At 67.8% G+C, this 16,777-nt stretch carries 19 protein-coding genes and 1 tRNA gene; 8 read left to right on the plus strand and 12 right to left on the minus strand.

Annotated elements, in window-relative coordinates:
• Positions 1-117: 117 nt before the first annotated feature.
• Genes BST28156_RS30735 through ssuD form a run of 4 tightly spaced genes read right to left on the minus strand, consistent with a single transcriptional unit; the run spans position 118 to position 3,331 of the window.
• The gene (locus BST28156_RS30735; protein ID WP_006400187.1) at positions 118-333 is read right to left on the minus strand and encodes a TOBE domain-containing protein; all 216 of its coding nucleotides are present in this window, start codon (positions 331-333) and stop codon (positions 118-120) included.
• Positions 334-390: 57 nt separating this feature from the next.
• Complete coding sequence (locus tag BST28156_RS30740) at positions 391-1,347, minus strand: ATP-binding cassette domain-containing protein (protein ID WP_174904190.1); 957 nt, start codon at positions 1,345-1,347, stop codon at positions 391-393.
• Positions 1,344-2,156, minus strand: a complete 813-nt coding sequence (gene ssuC / locus BST28156_RS30745; RefSeq protein ID WP_174904191.1) for an aliphatic sulfonate ABC transporter permease SsuC — start codon at positions 2,154-2,156, stop codon at positions 1,344-1,346. The genes BST28156_RS30740 and ssuC overlap by 4 nt, the downstream gene beginning before the upstream one ends.
• Positions 2,157-2,173: 17 nt before the next feature.
• Entirely contained in the window at positions 2,174-3,331 is a 1,158-nt protein-coding gene (gene ssuD, locus BST28156_RS30750) for an FMNH2-dependent alkanesulfonate monooxygenase (protein WP_060244045.1), read from the minus strand.
• Positions 3,332-3,671: 340 nt separating this feature from the next.
• Here ssuD and BST28156_RS30755 point away from each other — a divergent pair, with 340 nt between their 5' ends.
• Positions 3,672-4,100, plus strand: coding sequence for a hypothetical protein (locus BST28156_RS30755; protein WP_009689763.1), 429 nt, complete (start codon positions 3,672-3,674; stop codon positions 4,098-4,100).
• Between the two features lie 101 nt (positions 4,101-4,201).
• On the opposite strand, the gene BST28156_RS30760 is transcribed toward BST28156_RS30755, so the two are convergent.
• Genes BST28156_RS30760 through BST28156_RS30770 form a run of 3 tightly spaced genes read right to left on the minus strand, consistent with a single transcriptional unit; the run spans position 4,202 to position 6,215 of the window.
• Entirely contained in the window at positions 4,202-5,344 is a 1,143-nt protein-coding gene (locus BST28156_RS30760) for an enoyl-CoA hydratase/isomerase family protein (protein WP_174904192.1), read from the minus strand.
• Positions 5,345-5,375: 31 nt separating this feature from the next.
• Positions 5,376-5,714 carry a DMT family transporter gene (locus tag BST28156_RS30765; protein WP_060243751.1) on the minus strand — a complete coding sequence of 113 codons (339 nt, stop codon included), beginning with the start codon at positions 5,712-5,714 and terminating at the stop codon, positions 5,376-5,378.
• Positions 5,715-5,717: 3 nt separating this feature from the next.
• The gene (locus BST28156_RS30770; protein WP_174904193.1) at positions 5,718-6,215 is read right to left on the minus strand and encodes a heme-degrading domain-containing protein; all 498 of its coding nucleotides are present in this window, start codon (positions 6,213-6,215) and stop codon (positions 5,718-5,720) included.
• 198 nt (positions 6,216-6,413) lie between these two features.
• Here BST28156_RS30770 and BST28156_RS30775 point away from each other — a divergent pair.
• The 7 genes from BST28156_RS30775 (at position 6,414) to BST28156_RS30805 (ending at position 11,747) form a co-directional block, all read left to right on the plus strand.
• Positions 6,414-6,490 (plus strand) — tRNA-Met (locus BST28156_RS30775).
• Positions 6,491-6,640: 150 nt separating this feature from the next.
• Positions 6,641-7,186 carry an NUDIX hydrolase gene (locus BST28156_RS30780; protein ID WP_060243747.1) on the plus strand — a complete coding sequence of 182 codons (546 nt, stop codon included), beginning with the start codon at positions 6,641-6,643 and terminating at the stop codon, positions 7,184-7,186.
• 9 nt (positions 7,187-7,195) lie between these two features.
• On the plus strand, positions 7,196-7,963 hold the full coding sequence (gene aat, locus BST28156_RS30785) for a leucyl/phenylalanyl-tRNA--protein transferase (protein WP_060243745.1): 768 nt from the start codon (positions 7,196-7,198) through the stop codon (positions 7,961-7,963).
• 33 nt (positions 7,964-7,996) lie between these two features.
• The gene (locus BST28156_RS30790; protein WP_060243735.1) at positions 7,997-8,827 is read left to right on the plus strand and encodes an arginyltransferase; all 831 of its coding nucleotides are present in this window, start codon (positions 7,997-7,999) and stop codon (positions 8,825-8,827) included.
• Between the two features lie 169 nt (positions 8,828-8,996).
• Positions 8,997-10,034 (plus strand): quinone-dependent dihydroorotate dehydrogenase, encoded by a 1,038-nt coding sequence (locus tag BST28156_RS30795; RefSeq protein WP_174904194.1) that lies wholly within the window; start codon positions 8,997-8,999, stop codon positions 10,032-10,034.
• A gap of 102 nt (positions 10,035-10,136) precedes the next feature.
• Positions 10,137-10,931: a cystine ABC transporter substrate-binding protein gene (locus BST28156_RS30800; RefSeq protein WP_059479311.1), complete on the plus strand. Its 795-nt coding sequence runs from the start codon at positions 10,137-10,139 to the stop codon at positions 10,929-10,931.
• Between the two features lie 123 nt (positions 10,932-11,054).
• The gene (locus BST28156_RS30805; RefSeq protein ID WP_009695834.1) at positions 11,055-11,747 is read left to right on the plus strand and encodes an amino acid ABC transporter permease; all 693 of its coding nucleotides are present in this window, start codon (positions 11,055-11,057) and stop codon (positions 11,745-11,747) included.
• A gap of 55 nt (positions 11,748-11,802) precedes the next feature.
• On the opposite strand, the gene BST28156_RS30810 is transcribed toward BST28156_RS30805, so the two are convergent.
• The 5 genes from BST28156_RS30810 to rlmB all read right to left on the minus strand — a co-directional run bounded on the left by BST28156_RS30810 (position 11,803) and on the right by rlmB (position 16,460).
• Positions 11,803-12,789: a Gfo/Idh/MocA family protein gene (locus tag BST28156_RS30810; RefSeq protein WP_174904195.1), complete on the minus strand. Its 987-nt coding sequence runs from the start codon at positions 12,787-12,789 to the stop codon at positions 11,803-11,805.
• Positions 12,790-12,914: 125 nt separating this feature from the next.
• On the minus strand, positions 12,915-13,631 hold the full coding sequence (locus BST28156_RS30815) for a FadR/GntR family transcriptional regulator (protein WP_174904196.1): 717 nt from the start codon (positions 13,629-13,631) through the stop codon (positions 12,915-12,917).
• A 277-nt stretch (positions 13,632-13,908) separates the two neighbouring features.
• Complete coding sequence (gene rpiA, locus BST28156_RS30820) at positions 13,909-14,604, minus strand: ribose-5-phosphate isomerase RpiA (protein WP_060243726.1); 696 nt, start codon at positions 14,602-14,604, stop codon at positions 13,909-13,911.
• A gap of 84 nt (positions 14,605-14,688) precedes the next feature.
• Entirely contained in the window at positions 14,689-15,558 is an 870-nt protein-coding gene (locus BST28156_RS30825) for an N-acetylmuramoyl-L-alanine amidase (protein WP_174904197.1), read from the minus strand.
• 158 nt (positions 15,559-15,716) lie between these two features.
• The gene (gene rlmB, locus BST28156_RS30830; RefSeq protein WP_060243722.1) at positions 15,717-16,460 is read right to left on the minus strand and encodes a 23S rRNA (guanosine(2251)-2'-O)-methyltransferase RlmB; all 744 of its coding nucleotides are present in this window, start codon (positions 16,458-16,460) and stop codon (positions 15,717-15,719) included.
• Positions 16,461-16,777 lie beyond the last annotated feature (317 nt).

Here is a 16,777-nt window from a genome sequence, read left to right on the forward strand (position 1 = left end):
CCATCCTAGCACTACATCGGAGCGCCGAACACCGACACGCACGCACGACGAAAACGCCGGGCGCCGCCATCGGGCAGTCCCGCCCGACGACGCCGTCCCGGCGCGGCCAACCGGCGCTCAGAGGCGCGCGATCGATACTTCCGTCGATTTCACGAGCGCGACGACTTCCGCGCCCACCTTCAGTTCGAGTTCGTCGACCGAACGGGTCGTGATCACCGACGTGACGATGCCGAACGGCGTCTCGACGTCGACCTCGGACACCACAGGCCCGCGGATGATCTCCTTTACCTTGCCCTTGAACTGGTTACGCACGTTGATTGCAGTGATGCTCATCGGGTTGATCGCTCCGAAGAAAAAAGTCTCAGAACGGGCGGCCGGCGCCGCCCGGATTTAAACGGCCCAGCGGATCTGCCCGACCGGTCGTACCTTGCCCTCCTCGCGCGCCGGCGGCTCGGCCGCACCAGGTCCGCCCGCGAGCACACGCTGCAGCACGCGGTCTTCGAGCGCCGCGAACGCCGCCGACGCGCGTGCGCGCGGCCGGTCGAGCGGCACGGGCTGGTCGAGCGCGACGCGGCCCTGCTCGATCAGCAGGATCCGGTCGCCCAGCGCGACCGCTTCCTGCACGTCGTGCGTGACGAGCAGCGCAGTAAACCGGTGCTCGCGCCACAGTCGTTCGATCAGCGCGTGCATCTCGATGCGGGTCAGCGCGTCGAGCGCGCCGAGCGGCTCGTCGAGCAGCAGCAATTGCGGCCGGTGCACGAGCGCGCGGGCCAGCGCGACGCGCTGCCGCTGGCCGCCCGACAACTGCGCGGGCCAGTCGTTCGCGCGCTCCAGCAGGCCGACCTCGTCGAGCACCGCGCGCGCATCGTCGCGCGCGCCGCGCCCGAGGCCGAGCATCACGTTCTGCAGCACGGTCTTCCACGGCAGCAGCCGCGCATCCTGGTACATGATTCGCGTATCGAGCGCGCCGCCGCCTTCGCCGCGCGTCGCGAGCGTACCGTCGCTCGGCTGCTCGAGCCCGGCGACGAGCCGCAACAGCGTCGACTTGCCGCAGCCGCTGCGGCCGACGATCGCGACGAAACTGCCGCGCGCGATGCCGAGATCGACGTTGTCGAGCACGGTGCGCGCGCCGAAGCGCTTGCTGACGCCCGACAGCGTCACCGCGTCGTCGGGCGCCGGGCTGCCCGCGCGCCGCCGCGCGAGCGGCACGACCGATGCGCCGCTGTCGCGATCGAAGGTCGCCGCGTCCTGCGCGTCATGGTCCGCGACGCGCGCCTGCGCCAGTTCGACCTCGAGGTCTGCGCCGGCGAGCGGGCCGTAGGCGGCCGCCGAAGTCGTCGCATTCATGCCTTTGCTCCTGATTGATAAGCGGGGTGCCAGCGCAGCGTCACGCGCTCGATCCATTTCGCCAGCACGTCGGCCAGCTTGCCGAGCACCGCGTACAGCAGGATGCCGACCACCACCACGTCGGTTTGCAGGAATTCGCGCGCGTTCATCGTCATGTAGCCGATGCCCGACTGCGCGGAGATCGTTTCCGCGACGATCAGCATCACCCACATCAGCCCGAGCGCGAAACGCACGCCGACCAGGATCGACGGCAGCGCACCGGGCAGGATCACGTCGCGATACAGCGCGAAACCGCGCACGCCGTAGCTCTTCGCCATCTCGATCAGGTTCGCGTCGACCGAGCGGATCCCGTGATACGTATTGATATAGACGGGAAAGAACACGCCGAGCGCGACCAGGAACAGCTTCGCCTTCTCGTCGATGCCGAACCACAGGATCACGAGCGGGATCATCGCGAGCGCGGGGATGTTGCGGATCATCTGGATCGTCGAGTCGAGCGCGATCTCGGCCGCCTTCGACAGCCCGGTCGCGAGCCCCAGCGCGAGGCCGACGCCGCCGCCGATCACGAAGCCGAACAGCGCGCGCCACGTGCTGACCTTCACGTTCGCCCACATCTCGCCGGACGTCACGAGCGACCAGGCGGCGCGCACGACCGCAACGGGTTCGGGCAGCACGCGGGTCGACAGCCAGCCGACGCGCGCGCCGACCTCCCAGACGACCAGCAGCGCGAGCGGCACGAGCCACGGCGCGATGCTGCGCCATGCGCGGGCGGCCACGCCGCCGCCCGTCGTCGACGTTTTCGTTGTCATCGCAGGCCTCCCGTCGCTCAGCTCTGGCTCGCCTTCGGCAGATAGCTATTGCCGACGATCTCGCCGAACGGCCCCGACAGCGGGCCGGTCGCCTTCGCCGAGCCCTTGCCCTTGATCAGCGGGAACACGAGTTCGGCGAACCGGTACGACTCCTCGAGGTGCGGATAGCCGGACAGGATGAAGGTCTCGATGCCGAGCTCCGCGTATTCGCGCATGCGCTCGGCGACCTGCTCCGGATTGCCGACCAGCGCGGTGCCTGCGCCGCCGCGCACGAGGCCGACGCCCGCCCACAGGTTCGGATAGACCTCGAGCGTGTCGCGACCGCCGCGCTTGCCGCCATGCAGCGCGGCCATCCGGCGCTGGCCCTCCGAATCCATGTTCGCGAACGCCTGCTGCGCGCGCGCGATCGTGTCGTCGTCGAGACGGCTGATCAGGCGCTCGGCGTCGCGCCACGCTTCGTCCTCGGTCTCGCGCACGATTACGTGCAGGCGGATGCCGAACTTGATCTTGCGACCGCGCGCCTCGGCGCGGGCGCGAATGTCCGCGATCTTCTTCGCGACGGCGGCAGGCGGTTCGCCCCAGGTCAGGTAGGTGTCGATGTGATCGGCCGCGATCGCGTGCGCGGCCGGCGACGAGCCGCCGAACCACAGCGGCGGATGCGGACGCTGCACCGGCGGATAGAGTGCCTTGCCGCCCTTCGACTGCAGATGCTTGCCGCTGTAGTCGAAGCCGCCGTTGTCGTGCGACGCGGACAGCAGCCCGCGCCAGATCTTCAGGAAGTCGTCGGTAATTTCGTAACGCGTATCGTGATCGGCGAACAGGCCGTCGCCTTCGAGTTCGGCCGCGTCGCCGCCCGTCACGACGTTGATCAGCAGGCGGCCGCCCGACAGGCGGTCGAACGTGGCGGCCATCCGCGCCGACAACCCGGGCGACGCGATGCCCGGCCGGATCGCGACCAGGAACTTCAGGCGCTGCGTCGCCGGAATGAGGCTCGACGCGACGACCCACGCATCCTCGCAGGAACGGCCGGTCGGCAGCAGCACACCCTCGTAGCCGAGCGTGTCGGCCGCGACGGCGACCTGCTTGAAATAATCGTAATCCGCGGCGCGCGCGCCTTCGGCCGTGCCGAGGTAGCGGCTGTCGCCATGCGTGGGGATAAACCAGAACACATTCATCTGCTGCTCCTGCGTGACTGCCTTGCCAGAATTGAGATAAAACGTCGCCCTGCTCGCGGCGCGCATCGGCGCCGCATGCATGGTGTGCGTTCGAATCGGGATGGTTCGCCGGTCAGGCCGTGCGGCGGGCGAATGCGCGATTGCACGGCTGTTTCTGGGAAATCAGTCTAGGGATCGGTGCAGGGCTTTGGAACGATTTTTTTGAGCTTAGGTTTTCCGCTTTCGTGATTAGCGCGACGCTGGAGCGAATATCGCGTCGGCCAGCCCCTTATAATGGCGCACCCATCCTAATAACTCCGCGCACACGGCCTTGCCGCGCGCGCCTGCGGTGCACTCATCGATGCAGAAAGTCATCCTGCCGTTCCTGTCCGGCTTCCTCGCCGCGCTGTTCTTCCGCGAAGCGACGCTCGCGCTTCTCCATACCGCCGACCTGATCGCCGCGGCCGGTTTCTCCACCGAGCCTTTCGCGCCGCTCGGCATTCCTGAATTTGTCGCGAACGCGCTGATCAGCGCATGCTGCGCGATTCCGATGGCATGGCTGCTGCGCGTGTCGCCCGAGCGCGAAGCGCCGTGGATCGGCGCGCTGGTGTTCGGCGGGATCGTGCTGACCGCCGCCCGCGTCTTCGCGATCGATCCGCTGCGCGGGATCTGGCCGTCGGGCAACATGATGCCGGTGCTGGCGGCCGGCTTCGCGGCCAATGCGGTCTGGGGCTTCGGCGCGCTCGTGTTCATGCGCGCCTTCATGTCGGACGACGCGGGCGACGACTGACGCGCCCGCGTATCGGCACGGGCCGTCCGCGCCCAACCGGGACCCCTCAACGACAAGGCCGCCTGCTTGTACAGGCGGCCTTGTCGTTTCGTACGCGGCGCTCAGTCCTGCAGGTTCCGCAGCGGATGCGTAGCGGGTGTCCACGGGCTATCGAACATCGCGAGCACGTCGGCGCGCTCGACCTCCGCGCTCGTCTTGAAGCGCCACGCCGGCTGGTGATCCTTGTCGACGATCAGCGCGCGCACGCCCTCGATCACGTCGCCGCGCGCGAAGGTCGAGCGCGTGAGGTCGAGATCGCGCCGCAGGCACTCGGCCATCGTCGCGCCGCGTGCGCGCTCGACGACTTCGAGCGACACGGCCATCGACAGCGGCGACAACTGGCTGCGCATCGCATGGGTCGCCTTCTCGACCCAGCCGTCGACGGCCGCGCAATCCGGCTCGGCGTCGAGCGACGCGAGGATCGCACCGATGTCGGGCTGCGCGAAATGCCGGTCGATGCCGCTGCGAGCATCGGCCAGCGCCGACGTGTCGGGCGTCGGCACGACCTTGTGCGCGGCCGCGGCATCGGCCACGCAGGCGACGGCCTGCGCGCCGCTGTCGAAGCGCGCGGTCTTCAGCGTATCGATCAGCGCCGGCAACGCGGCATCGGGCAGGTACACATCGGCGAGCTGCGCGTACAACGCGCCGGCCGCGTCGAGCGTCGCCCCCGTCACGGCGAGATAGCGGCCGATCGCGCCGGGCGTGCGCGCGAGGAACCAGCTCATCCCGACGTCGGGGAACAGCCCGATGCGCGTTTCGGGCATCGCCATCTTCGTCGAGTCGGTCACGACGCGCAGGCCGCCCGTATGCCGGGCCGCCTGCGAAATGCCCATGCCGCCGCCCATCACGACGCCGTGCATCAGCGCGATGTACGGCTTCGGGTACGTGAAGATCGTGTGGTTGAGCGTGTATTCCTCGATGAAGAACGTGTCGACCGCATCGCGATCGCCGCGCTGCCACGCGTCGTGGAAGAAGCGCACGTCGCCGCCCGCGCAGAACGCGCGCGGATGCGGGCTGTGCACGACGACCGCGACGACGTCCGGATCGTCGCGCCACGCATCGAGCGCCTGCTGCATCAGGCGGATCATCCCCACCGACAGCGCGTTCAGCGCCTTCGGCCGGTTCAGTTCGAGAAAGCCGATGCGGTTCGCGATATACGCGCGCACGTCGGGCTGGGTGGTTTCGGTAGAAGTGGAATCGGTCATGGGGGCCATCCGGCAGGTCGCAGGGGCACGCTCAGTGCGCCTGCATCTTCGAGAACAGGTTCAGCACCACGACGCCCGCGATGATCAGCCCCAGGCCGATCACCGCCGGCAGGTCCGGCACCTGACGGTACAGCAGCATCGCGACGAGCGTGATCAGCACGATGCCGGCGCCCGACCACACCGCATAGATGATGCCGACCGGCATCGTCCGCAGCGTCAGCGACAGGCAGTAGAACGCGGTGCCGTAGCCGGCCACGACCAGCACCGACGGCCACAGGCGCGTGAAGCCGTCCGCCGCGCGCAGCGCGGACGTGCCGATCACCTCCGCGACGATCGCGATCGCGAGCCACGCGTATCCGGGGATCTGCATCGCTCAGCTCCTCGCGAGGGCCAGCACCGCATAGTCCTGGCCGAGCTCCGCGCACAGCGCCTCGACGACGAATTCGTGGTCCGCGCGCTGCGGCAGCCCCGACGCGGTGACCGCCCCGATCACGCCGGCACCCGCGACGGTCAGCGGAAACGCGCCGCCGTGCGGCGCGTATTCGGCGATCGGCAGTCCGTGCTTCTCGGCGAGCGTGGCGCCGGCCTGCTGCATGCGCAGGCCGATCGCATACGAGCTGCGGCGGAAGTGCGCGACGACGTTGCGCTTGCGGCGTATCCAGTCGACGTTGTCGGGTGTCGCGCCGGCAAGCGCCGCGAAGAACAGCGGCTGGCCGAACGTGACGATGTCGATCGCGATCGCATGGCCGCGCGAGGTCGCGAGCGCATGCATCCGGTTGCCGAGCGCCCACGCGCGCGCCGGGTCGAAATGGGGAAACACGAGCGCCTGTTCCTGCGCGCCGATCGATTGCAGATCGTGAGCGATGTCCATGAATCCGTCGATACAGTATTGAGAGTCGCAACGGCGCCGACGCGATCGCGCACCGCCCCGTTGCCGGAGTGAAAACACAAACCGCTCGATTCTAGCGCACGCGTTCGCCGTACCGGCCCCCACGCGGGTCGCAACGCAATTGTCAGAAAGTGCTTGCGCGCATTCGGGTTGTTACTTATAATTCATTTCTTCGACGGACGCGGGGTGGAGCAGTCTGGCAGCTCGTCGGGCTCATAACCCGAAGGTCACAGGTTCAAATCCTGTCCCCGCAACCAACGTCCCGATACACGCAGAAAGCCCGGCCCAGCGCCGGGCTTTTTGTTTTTCCGGGATGCAATCCGCGCGCGGCCTCGCTGCGCATGCGCCCGTTCGAGAATGCCGCTGCCCGGTGATACACTCGCATCACCTCGTCCCTTCCACTCGACATGAAATTCTGCTCCGTCTGCGGTCACGAAGTTATCGCGCGCATTCCCCAGGGCGACAACCGCGAGCGCTTCGTCTGCGATCACTGCGGCACGATCCATTACCAGAACCCGCGCAACGTCGTCGGCACGGTCCCGGTCTGGGGCGATCAGGTGCTGCTGTGCCGCCGCGCGATCGAACCGCGCTACGGATTCTGGACGCTGCCCGCAGGCTTCATGGAAATGGGCGAAACGACGGCCGAGGCCGCCGCGCGCGAAACGCTGGAGGAAGCCGGCGCACAAGTGGAGGTGCAGAACCTGTTCACGCTGCTCAACGTGCCGCACGTGCACCAGGTCCATCTGTTCTACCTCGCGCGGCTCACCGATCCAGCCTTCGAAGCCGGCGAGGAAAGCCTCGAGGTGAAGCTGTTCGACGAGGCCGACATTCCGTGGGACGAGATCGCGTTCCCGACCGTCAGCCAGACCCTGCGTTTCTTCTTCGCCGATCGCGCCGCCGGCGACTACGGCGTGCATACCGGCGATATCTTCCGCTCGCTGCGCAACGGCTGAGCGCCGCCCATGGTCCCCTGGCTCGGCCCGGACGATCCGTTTCCGCCCGTCGAACGCGCGCTCGGCCCCGCGACCGGCGCGCCGGGCCTGCTCGCCGCGAGCGCCGACCTGCTGCCGTCGCGCCTCTTCGACGCGTACCTGCGCGGCATCTTCCCGTGGTATTCGGACGGCCAGCCGGTGCTGTGGTGGAGTCCCGACCCGCGCATGATCCTCGTGCCGGCCGAATTCAAGGTGTCCCCGTCGCTGAAAAAGACGCTGAAGCGCGTGCTGCGCGAACCCGCGTGGGAAGTGCGCGTCGATCACGACTTCGCCGGCGTGATGCGCGCGTGCGCGCAGGCGCCGCGCCGCGGGCAGCGCGGCACGTGGATCACGGCCGAGATCATCGACGCGTATACCTCGCTGTACCGCAGCGGCAACGCGCACAGCATCGAGACCTGGCACGACGGACGACGCGTCGGCGGCCTGTACGGCGTATCGTTCGGGCGGATGTTCTTTGGCGAGTCGATGTACGCGGAGGTCACCGACGCGTCGAAGATCGCGCTGGCCGCGCTCGTCGCCCACCTTCGCGAGCAGGGGCTGGAGATGATAGACTGCCAGCAGAATACGTCGCATCTAGCGTCGCTCGGCGGCCGCGAGATCGCACGCAAGGCCTTTGTCGCTCACGTGCGCCGCGCGGTAGCCGAACCGCCGATTCCGTGGCAGTTCGACAAGCGCGTGCTCGCCGCGCTGACGGCCGCCCGCTCCGAACCGGCGGCCCCCTCCGGGATCGAGCGCTAGCGCGGCACTCCTTCCCTGCATCGAGAGCTGCCCATGACTCACCCGACTGAGCTGCCGCTTTCACCGCTTTCGGCGCTGCAATTCTATGCAACGGCGCCCTATCCGTGCAGCTATCTGGACGGCCGCATCGCGCGCTCGCAAGTCGCGACGCCGAGCCATCTGATCAACTCCGACATCTATACCGAGCTCGTGAAGGCCGGCTTCCGGCGCTCGGGCGTGTTCACCTATCGTCCGTATTGCGACGGCTGCCGCGCCTGTGTGCCGGTGCGCGTGCCGATCGCGTCGTTCACGCCGTCGCGCACGCAGCGCCGGATGTGGAAGCGGCACCGCGCGCTGATCGCGACCGTCTCGCCGCTGCACTACGACGAGGAGCATTACGCGCTGTACATGCGCTACCAGTCTGCGCGCCACGCGGGCGGCGGCATGGACCGCGACAGCCGCGACCAGTACGAGCAGTTCCTGCTGCAGAGCCGAATCAACTCGCGCCTCGTCGAATTCCGCGACCTCGACGCGCCGGGCGGCGAGCCCGGCAAGCTGCGCATGGTCAGCATGATCGACATCCTCGGCGACGGGCTGTCGTCGGTCTACACGTTCTTCGAACCCGACGATCCGCACACGAGCTACGGCACCTACAACATCCTGTGGCAGATCGAACAGGCGAAAAGCCTCGGCCTGCCGTACGTGTATCTCGGCTACTGGATCCGCGAAAGCCCGAAGATGGCCTACAAGGCGAACTTCCATCCGCTCGAAGGGCTGATCGACGGACGCTGGAAGCCGCTCGATCCGGCGAGCGTCGACCTGCCGCCGGTCGACGCGGCGCTCGCCCGCGCGCCGCTGCCCGGCGGGCATTCCGGCTCGTCCTGACCGACCGGCGCGGCGTCGTTGCCTGCACGCCGCGCACCCGTCCTGCCGGACACAAGATGCGTCGCGATACCCGCCGCGACCGGCGTCGACGAACCGGAGCGCGCCCCTGCCGCGCAACTCCCGGTAAAATAGCGGGTTGTCATTCATTCCGGCTGTCCGCCCAATTCCCGTGTTCAGTTCCCTCTATCCGCTGGCCCGCGCATCCCTGTTCAAGATGGATGCGGAAGACGCTCACCACCTCACGCTGCGCGCGCTCGGCGCGGCCGGCCGCACGGGCCTCGCCTGCGCGCTGTCGGCCCGCGTGCCCGACGCGCCGCGCACCGTGATGGGGCTCACGTTCCGCAACCCGGTCGGCCTCGCGGCCGGCCTCGACAAGGACGGCGCGGCGATCGACGGCCTCTCGGCGCTCGGCTTCGGCTTCATCGAGGTCGGCACCGTCACGCCGCGCCCGCAGCCCGGCAACCCGCGCCCGCGGATGTTCCGGCTGCCGCAGGCCGAAGCGCTGATCAACCGGATGGGCTTCAACAACCAGGGCGTCGACCAGTTCGTGAAGAACGTCCAGGCGGCCCGCTATCGCGGCGTCCTCGGCCTGAACATCGGCAAGAACGCCGACACGCCGATCGAGCGCGCGGCGGAAGACTATCTGTACTGTCTCGAACGCGTCTATCCGTTCGCGAGCTACGTGACGATCAACATCTCGTCGCCGAACACGAAGAACCTGCGCCAGCTGCAGGGCGCGGGCGAACTCGACGCGCTGCTCGCGGCGCTGAAGGACAAGCAGCAGCGCCTCGCCGACCTGCACGGCAAGCTGGTGCCGCTTGCGTTGAAGATCGCGCCGGATCTCGACGACGAACAGGTCAAGGAAATCGGCGATACGCTGCTGCGCCACAAGATCGAGGCGGTGATCGCGACCAACACCACGCTGTCGCGCGCGGCCGTGCAGGGCCTGCCGCACGCGGACGAAGGCGGCGGTCTGTCGGGCCGGCCGGTGTTCGACGCGTCGAACGAAGTGATCCGCAAGCTGCACGCGGAAGTCGGCAGCACGGTACCGATCATCGGCGTCGGCGGCATCTTCTCGGGCGACGACGCGCGCGCGAAGCTAGCGGCCGGCGCGTCGCTGGTCCAGCTCTACACCGGCTTCATCTATAAAGGCCCGGCGCTGGTCGCCGAATGCGTGAAGGCGATCGCCCGCGACCGCGCCGCGTAATATAGACATAGACAAACGATATTTAGAGATCGATTGTGTTTTTGCTATGATCGGTCCCACATCAGAATCAATGTGCCCCGACGGGGCAAGGAAGCTCACACGATGAAATTTTCGCTGCTCAAGAAGCTGCTGGTTGCCGGCCTGATCGGTACGTCGTTCGCCGCCGCCACCGCGCACGCGGCCGACCTCCTCGACCAGGTGAAGCAACGCGGTACGCTGCGCATCGGCCTCGAAGGCACGTTCCCGCCGTTCAACTCGAAGAACCCGCAAGGCGAACTCGTCGGCTTCGACGTCGACATCGCGAAGGCCATCGCCGCGAAGCTCGGCGTGAAGCCGGAGTTCGTGACGACCGAATGGAGCGGCATCATCGCCGGCCTGCAGGCAGGCAAGTTCGACGTGATCGTCAACCAGGTCGGCATCACCGACGCGCGCAAGCAGACGCTCGACTTCTCGCCGGCGTACACGTATTCGACCGCGCAGCTGATCCAGCGCAAGGACGACACGCGCCAGTTCAAGTCGCTCGAGGATCTGAAGGGCAAGAAGCTCGGCGTCGCGCTCGGCACCAACTACATGGACATGGCGAAGTCGGTTCCCGGCATCGACGTGAAGACGTATCCGGGCGCGCCCGAGTATCTGCGCGACCTCGCGGCCGGCCGGCTCGACGCGGCGCTCAACGACCGCCTGATGCTCGCCTACCTGACGAAGAATTCGCAGCTGCCGCTGCGCCCGGGCGCGAACGTCGGCTCCGCGAATCCGTCGGGCATCCCGTTCAAGAAGGGCAACCCGCAGTTCCAGAAGGCGATCGACGACGCGATGGCGCAGCTCGAAGCCGACGGCACGTTCACGAAGATCTCGGACAAGTGGTTCGGCATCGACGTGACGAAGCCGATCAAGTAAGCACGCCTCTATTTCCCGCCTCACGGCGGGCCGGAATGGGCGGCATCCGCAACGATGCCGCCCTTTGTTTTATTCGTCCGGTTTATGATTGCGCTTTCGCGCATGCATTCGATTCCTATTCCAATGTCGACAACGTCCCTGCTCGTCCAATCGCTGCCGGTGCTCGCCCAGGGTGCCGTGCTGACCGTCAAGTTCGCCGTGCTGTCGATGGTGTTCGGCCTGCTCGGCGCCGTCGTGCTCGCGATGATGGGCATCCGGCAAAGCGAGGCGCTGGAAGGCTTCGAGCGCATCTGGGTCAATGCGCTCGCATGGCTCGCACGCGCGTACGTGAGCCTGATGCGCGGCACGCCGCTGCTCGTGCAGATCTTCGTGATCTACTACGGCTTGCCGAGCCTCGGCATCTCGCTCGACCCGACGCCGGCCGGCGTGATCGCGCTGTCCGCGAACGTCGCGGCTTACATGTCCGAAAGCATGCGCGGCGCGATCAACGGCATCGCGCGCGGCCAGTGGCTCGCCGCATACAGCCTCGGGCTGTCGTGGGGGCAGACGCTGCGCTACGTGATCGGCCCGCAGGCGCTGCGCATCGCGGTGCCGAGCCTGTCGAACAGCCTGATCAGCCTGATCAAGGACACCTCGCTCGTCTCCGTGATCACCGTGACCGAGCTGCTGCGCAGTGCCCAGGAAATGATCGCAGCGACCTACCAGCCGCTGCCGCTCTATCTTGCCGCCGCAGCCGTGTACTGGGTGCTGTGCCAGATTCTCGAATGGGTGCAGCGCTGGTACGAAAAGCGCCTGTCGCTGCCGGCGCGGCACTGAGCGAACTGCCGCCACCGCCGGGCCGCACGCGCGCGCCCGGCGCTTCCCTGTCCCGTCATTCGCCCGGATAGCGCACGCCGAGCGCGGCGCGTGCCGCATCGGTGATCGCGATCATCTGCCGCGAATGGTCGTGCGTGACGATCGGGCTCTCGATCTCGCCGGCGCGCAGCAGTTCGCAGAAATGCGCGGTTTCGTAGTTGAGGCCGCCGCCGTCGAACGGCGCGTCGAGCTCGACCATGCGCCCGTCCGCATAACGGATCGTCGCGCGCGTCGGGTTCCACCATTTCTCGTGGATCGTCACGTGGCCGCCCGCCGCCGCGATCAGCGCATCGCCGCGCCCCATCACGTCGAGCCCGCAAAAGAGCTGCGCGATCCCGCCGTTCGCATGACGACTGTTCAGGCTCGCGAACACGTCGACGCCGGTCGCGCCGAGCCGGCCGAGCGTCTGCACGTCGAGTGCCGCGCCGAGCCAGTCGACCGCGAGAAACGCCTCGTAGATGCCGATATCGAGCAGCGCGCCGCCCGCGCGATCGAGCCGGTAGACGGAATGATCGTCGGGCACCGACGACGACGCGCAGCCTGCGCGCACGAGCCGGATCTCGCCGATCGGATCGTCGCGCAACTGCGCGCGCAGCTGGCGGTACAGCGGAAAGAACGGCGGCTTCATCGCTTCCATGAACAGCCGCCCGGCATCGCGCGCGGCGCGCAGCACGGTATCGAGCTGCGCGGCGTTCAGCGTTGCGGGCTTTTCGCACAGCACGGCCTTGCCGGCGGCGAGCGCAGCCAGCGTGTACTGTGCGTGGCTGTCGTGAAGCGTCGCGATGTAGATCGCGTCGAGGTCGGCCGCGAGCAGCGCGTCGAGGCTGGCGGCCGGCGTGCCGCCGCAGGCGGCGCAGAATGCCGCCGCTGCGTCGACGCGGCGCGCCCAGACGCCGGCGAGCGTCGCGCCCGGGACGTGGGCGAGGCTTTGCGCGAAGCGGCGCGCAATGCTGCCTGCGCCGATGATGCCGAAGCGCACCGGGCGCGTGTCGAGGTCGTTCATCCGGATCTTCCGTATCGGTCATGGAGCGATGGCCGGCGCATTGCCGGCCGGCCGTCATGATAAACGGCTTGCCGAACGGCCTGCCGAATGGGCTCGCTTGCCTCCGAACGAACGACGCGTGCTGCTCAGGCCCGCGCGGGCACGTCGACGGAGAAATCGCGCGAGATCTCGTCGGCGCTGAAATCGATCAGCGCAAGCGCCGCGGCTTCCGCTTCGCGCGGATCGCGGCGCTCGATCGCGTCGACGACCCGTGCATGCGCGCTGACCGCGATATCGTGCGCCCCTTCCTTCTGCACGACGCGCGGATTCACGAGACGCACCGCACCGCGCACGATCGCCGCCATCTGCTGGAAGAACTGGTTGCCGCTCGCCTGGACGATCCGCGTGTGCAGCAGCTCGTCCGCGGTGTCGTAGCCGGGATCGCCCGGCTGCAGCACCTTGAATGCATCGAATGCCTCACGGATGCCGGCGATGTCGGCAGCCGTCGCACGCACGGCCGCCTGCGCGGTCGCGCGCGGTTCGATCAGCATCCGGAATTCGATCACGTCGCGCATGAACTGCGGATCGGGCTTGGCCCGGAACCGCCAGCTGACGACGTCTTCGTCGATCATGCGCCAGTCGCGCATCGGCCGCACGCGCGTGCCGACTTTCGGCCGCACGTCGAGCATGTCGCGCGCAAGCAACATCGACAATGCCTCGCGCATCACCGTGCGGCTCACGTCGAACTCTTTCGACAACACGTCCTGCGGCGGCAAGATGCCTCCGTACTTGTCCTCGACGATACCCGTGACAAGCCCATCCATCACTTTGGCGACCAGTGACCGGTCTTTGCCCTGCTCCATGACACCTCCCCGTGCGTCGATTTGCGAAAACCTGCTCGCAGTTCCGCCGGCCCTGGTTACGACTGTTCTTATGATCTATAAATTGATGATTTCGAAGCCGTTGCGCTATCTGGTAAACACCTGACAGGGTTATCCCTCTTTGAGACGGGCTAATTTATAAGGCTTCAAAAAAAGCCCGGAAAGCGCGCTGCGCTTGCCGGGCCTCGATTTCCACAAGATTTATACATGCAATCCATTACGGCGTGCCATACACCGCTACGGACTGCTTTACTTTCTTTCAACCAGCCGAATAAACGATCGTCTCGACGCCGCTTTCCGTACCGAGCAGGCACAGATTCGCGCCGCGCTCGGCAAACAGGCCGACCGTCACGACGCCGGGCCATCCATTCACCTGCGCTTCCAGGCCGCGCGGATCGGTGATCTGCAGCCCCTTCACGTCGAGGATCTCGTTGCCGTTGTCGGTGATGTACGGTGCGCCGTCCTTCGTCACGCGCAGCACCGGCACGCCGCCGAGCGCGGTCACGCGCCGCCCGATCGCCGTGCGCGCCATCGGCACGACCTCGATCGGCAGCGGGAACGCGCCGAGCACCGGCACGCGCTTGCTGGCGTCGGCGATGCACACGAACGTGTCGGCCACCGACGCGACGATCTTCTCGCGCGTCAGCGCGCCGCCGCCGCCCTTGATCATCGCACCGCTCGCATCGATCTCGTCGGCGCCGTCGACGTACACCTGCAGCGATTCGATCTCGTTCAGGTCGAACACCTTGATGCCGTGCGACTTCAGGCGCTCAGTCGTCGCGACGGAACTCGACACGGCGCCGCGATAGCGCGACTTGACGGCCGCGAGCGCGTCGATGAAGCAGTTGGCGGTCGAGCCGGTGCCGACGCCGACGATCGCGCCTTCCGGCACGTTCTGGATCACATAATCGGCGGCCGCCTGGCCGACCAGGCGTTTGAGTTCGTCTTGAGTCATGGAATCGTAATGCTGCGGGATTGCGGAAAGCCGCCAGTTTACCGGACTCGGATGACGGCCCGTGCTTTTTCGGCGGCCGCGCGTTCAGGGCGCGCCTTCGGATGGGCCGTCGATCGGTTGCGCATCCGGGAAATACTTGTCGAGCAGCGCCTGCGCGATCGCATCGGTTTCGGCATCCGGATTGCCCGCGTAGTCGGACGGCCGGAAATGCATCTGGAACGCGGCGAACACGCGCCGCGTGCGCGTGTCGAGCACGCCGTCGGTCGGCACGTCGTAGCCGTAGCGCGCGAGCTTCAGCTGCAACTCGCGCACGTCGACGCTCGCATGCGGATCGCGGCCGCCGAGCCGCGCGGCGACCGTCGCGTCGTCCGGCCACGCGCCGACGCCGGCCTGCGCCAGCGCATGCCACGGGAACAGCGGGCCCGGATCGATCTTGCGTTGCGGTGCGATGTCGCTGTGCCCGACCACGCGCGTCGGCGGGATGCGGTAGCGCGCGACAATGTCCTTCGACAGGCGGATCAGCGCATCGACCTGTTCCGGCGGATACGGCTGCCAGGTGCGGTTCTGCGGATCGAGCGGGCCGCGATTGACGTTCTCGATGCCGATCGACACCGCATTCAGTTCGGTCGTGCCCTGCCATTCGCTGACGCCGGCGTGCCACGCGCGCTGCGCTTCCGGAACGAGCTGGTAGACGACCGGCTGCCCGCGTTCGATGCGCGGCTGCGGCGGCACGACATAGTGCACGCTGACCGCGTCCCCCGTCAGCGTCCGCAGCGATTTCGCCTCGTCGCTTTCGGTGTAGTGCATCACGAGAAAGCGGATCCGCGAATCGGCGCCCTGCGCGTGCAGGCTCGTATCGGCATAGTAGGCGCCGCGCTCGACCAGCGACGGCGACGTGCAGGCGGCCAGCAGGCACAGGGCGGCGCACGACACGCCGACGCGAAACAAGGTCATGGCTCCGATACCCGAAGAGAACCGCGGGCGCGGCAACGAAGCGCGACGCACGCCGTGCGGGTCATTCTAGTCGCTCGCCGCGGCGGGGAAAATGGCGAGCGGCCCGGCATCAAAACGCTTCCGGGCCGGGCACGGCCGCCGCGTGGCACGCCGTCGCGTCAGCCCTTCGCGCGCCGCTGGCGCACGGCTTCGTACAGGCACACGCCGCTCGCGACCGACACGTTCAGGCTTTCCACGCTGCCTGCCATCGGGATGCTCATCACCTCGTCGCAGGTATCGCGCGTGAGCCGGCGCATCCCCTCGCCTTCGGCACCCATCACGATCGCGACGGGGCCGTCGAGCTTGGTGTCGTGCAGCGTCGCCGATGCCTCGTCCGAGGTGCCGATGATCCACACGCCGGCGTCCTTCAGCTCGCGCAGCGCACGGGCAAGGTTCGTCACCGTGATGTAAGGCACGGTGTCGGCCGCGCCGCTTGCGACCTTCGCCGCGGTCGCATTGAGGCCGACCGCGCGATCGCGCGGCGCGATCACCGCATGCGCGCCGGCCGCATCGGCCACGCGCAGGCATGCGCCGAGGTTGTGCGGATCGGTGACGCCGTCGAGCACGAGCAGCAGCGCCGGACCGTTGATGCCGTCGAGCAGCTCGGACAGGTTCTGCGCGAGCGGAATGTCCTCGACGCGCGCGACGACACCCTGATGGCGCTCGGTATGCGCGAGCCCCCACAGGCGCGTCTCGTCGGCCGCGATCAGCCGCACGCCCGCTTCCTTCGCGGCGTGCAGGAACTCCTGCATGCGGCGGTCGCGGCGCGTCTGGTCGTACAGCACCTCCGCAACCGTCGATGCGTCGTGCCGCAAACGTGCGGTCACCGCATGAAAACCGTAAAGAACCTTCAGACGTGACATGACTGGAACAACCTTCGATCAAACGTGCGGCCGCGCAACGCGCGCAACCGCGGTCCATGGAAAAGGAAAGCGCCGCGCGGCCGGGTTGGGACCGGCCACGCGGCGTCTCTCGATACTGCGGGGCGGGCGCCCCGAACGCTCAATACTTCTTGCGCGCGTGCGTCTTCTTCGCGGTCGGCTTCGCCGGCGCGCCGCCCTTCTTCTTTGCGGCGGCGCGTGCGGCGCGCGCTTCCTTCACGGCGACGCTCGGCGCGCTCGCGGCCTTCTTGCGGCGCGGCGCGGCCTCTTCGGCCGCCGGCAGCGCGCGCACGCGCGGG

It is taken from the genome of Burkholderia pseudomultivorans (assembly GCF_902499075.1).
Lineage (GTDB): Bacteria > Pseudomonadota > Gammaproteobacteria > Burkholderiales > Burkholderiaceae > Burkholderia > Burkholderia pseudomultivorans.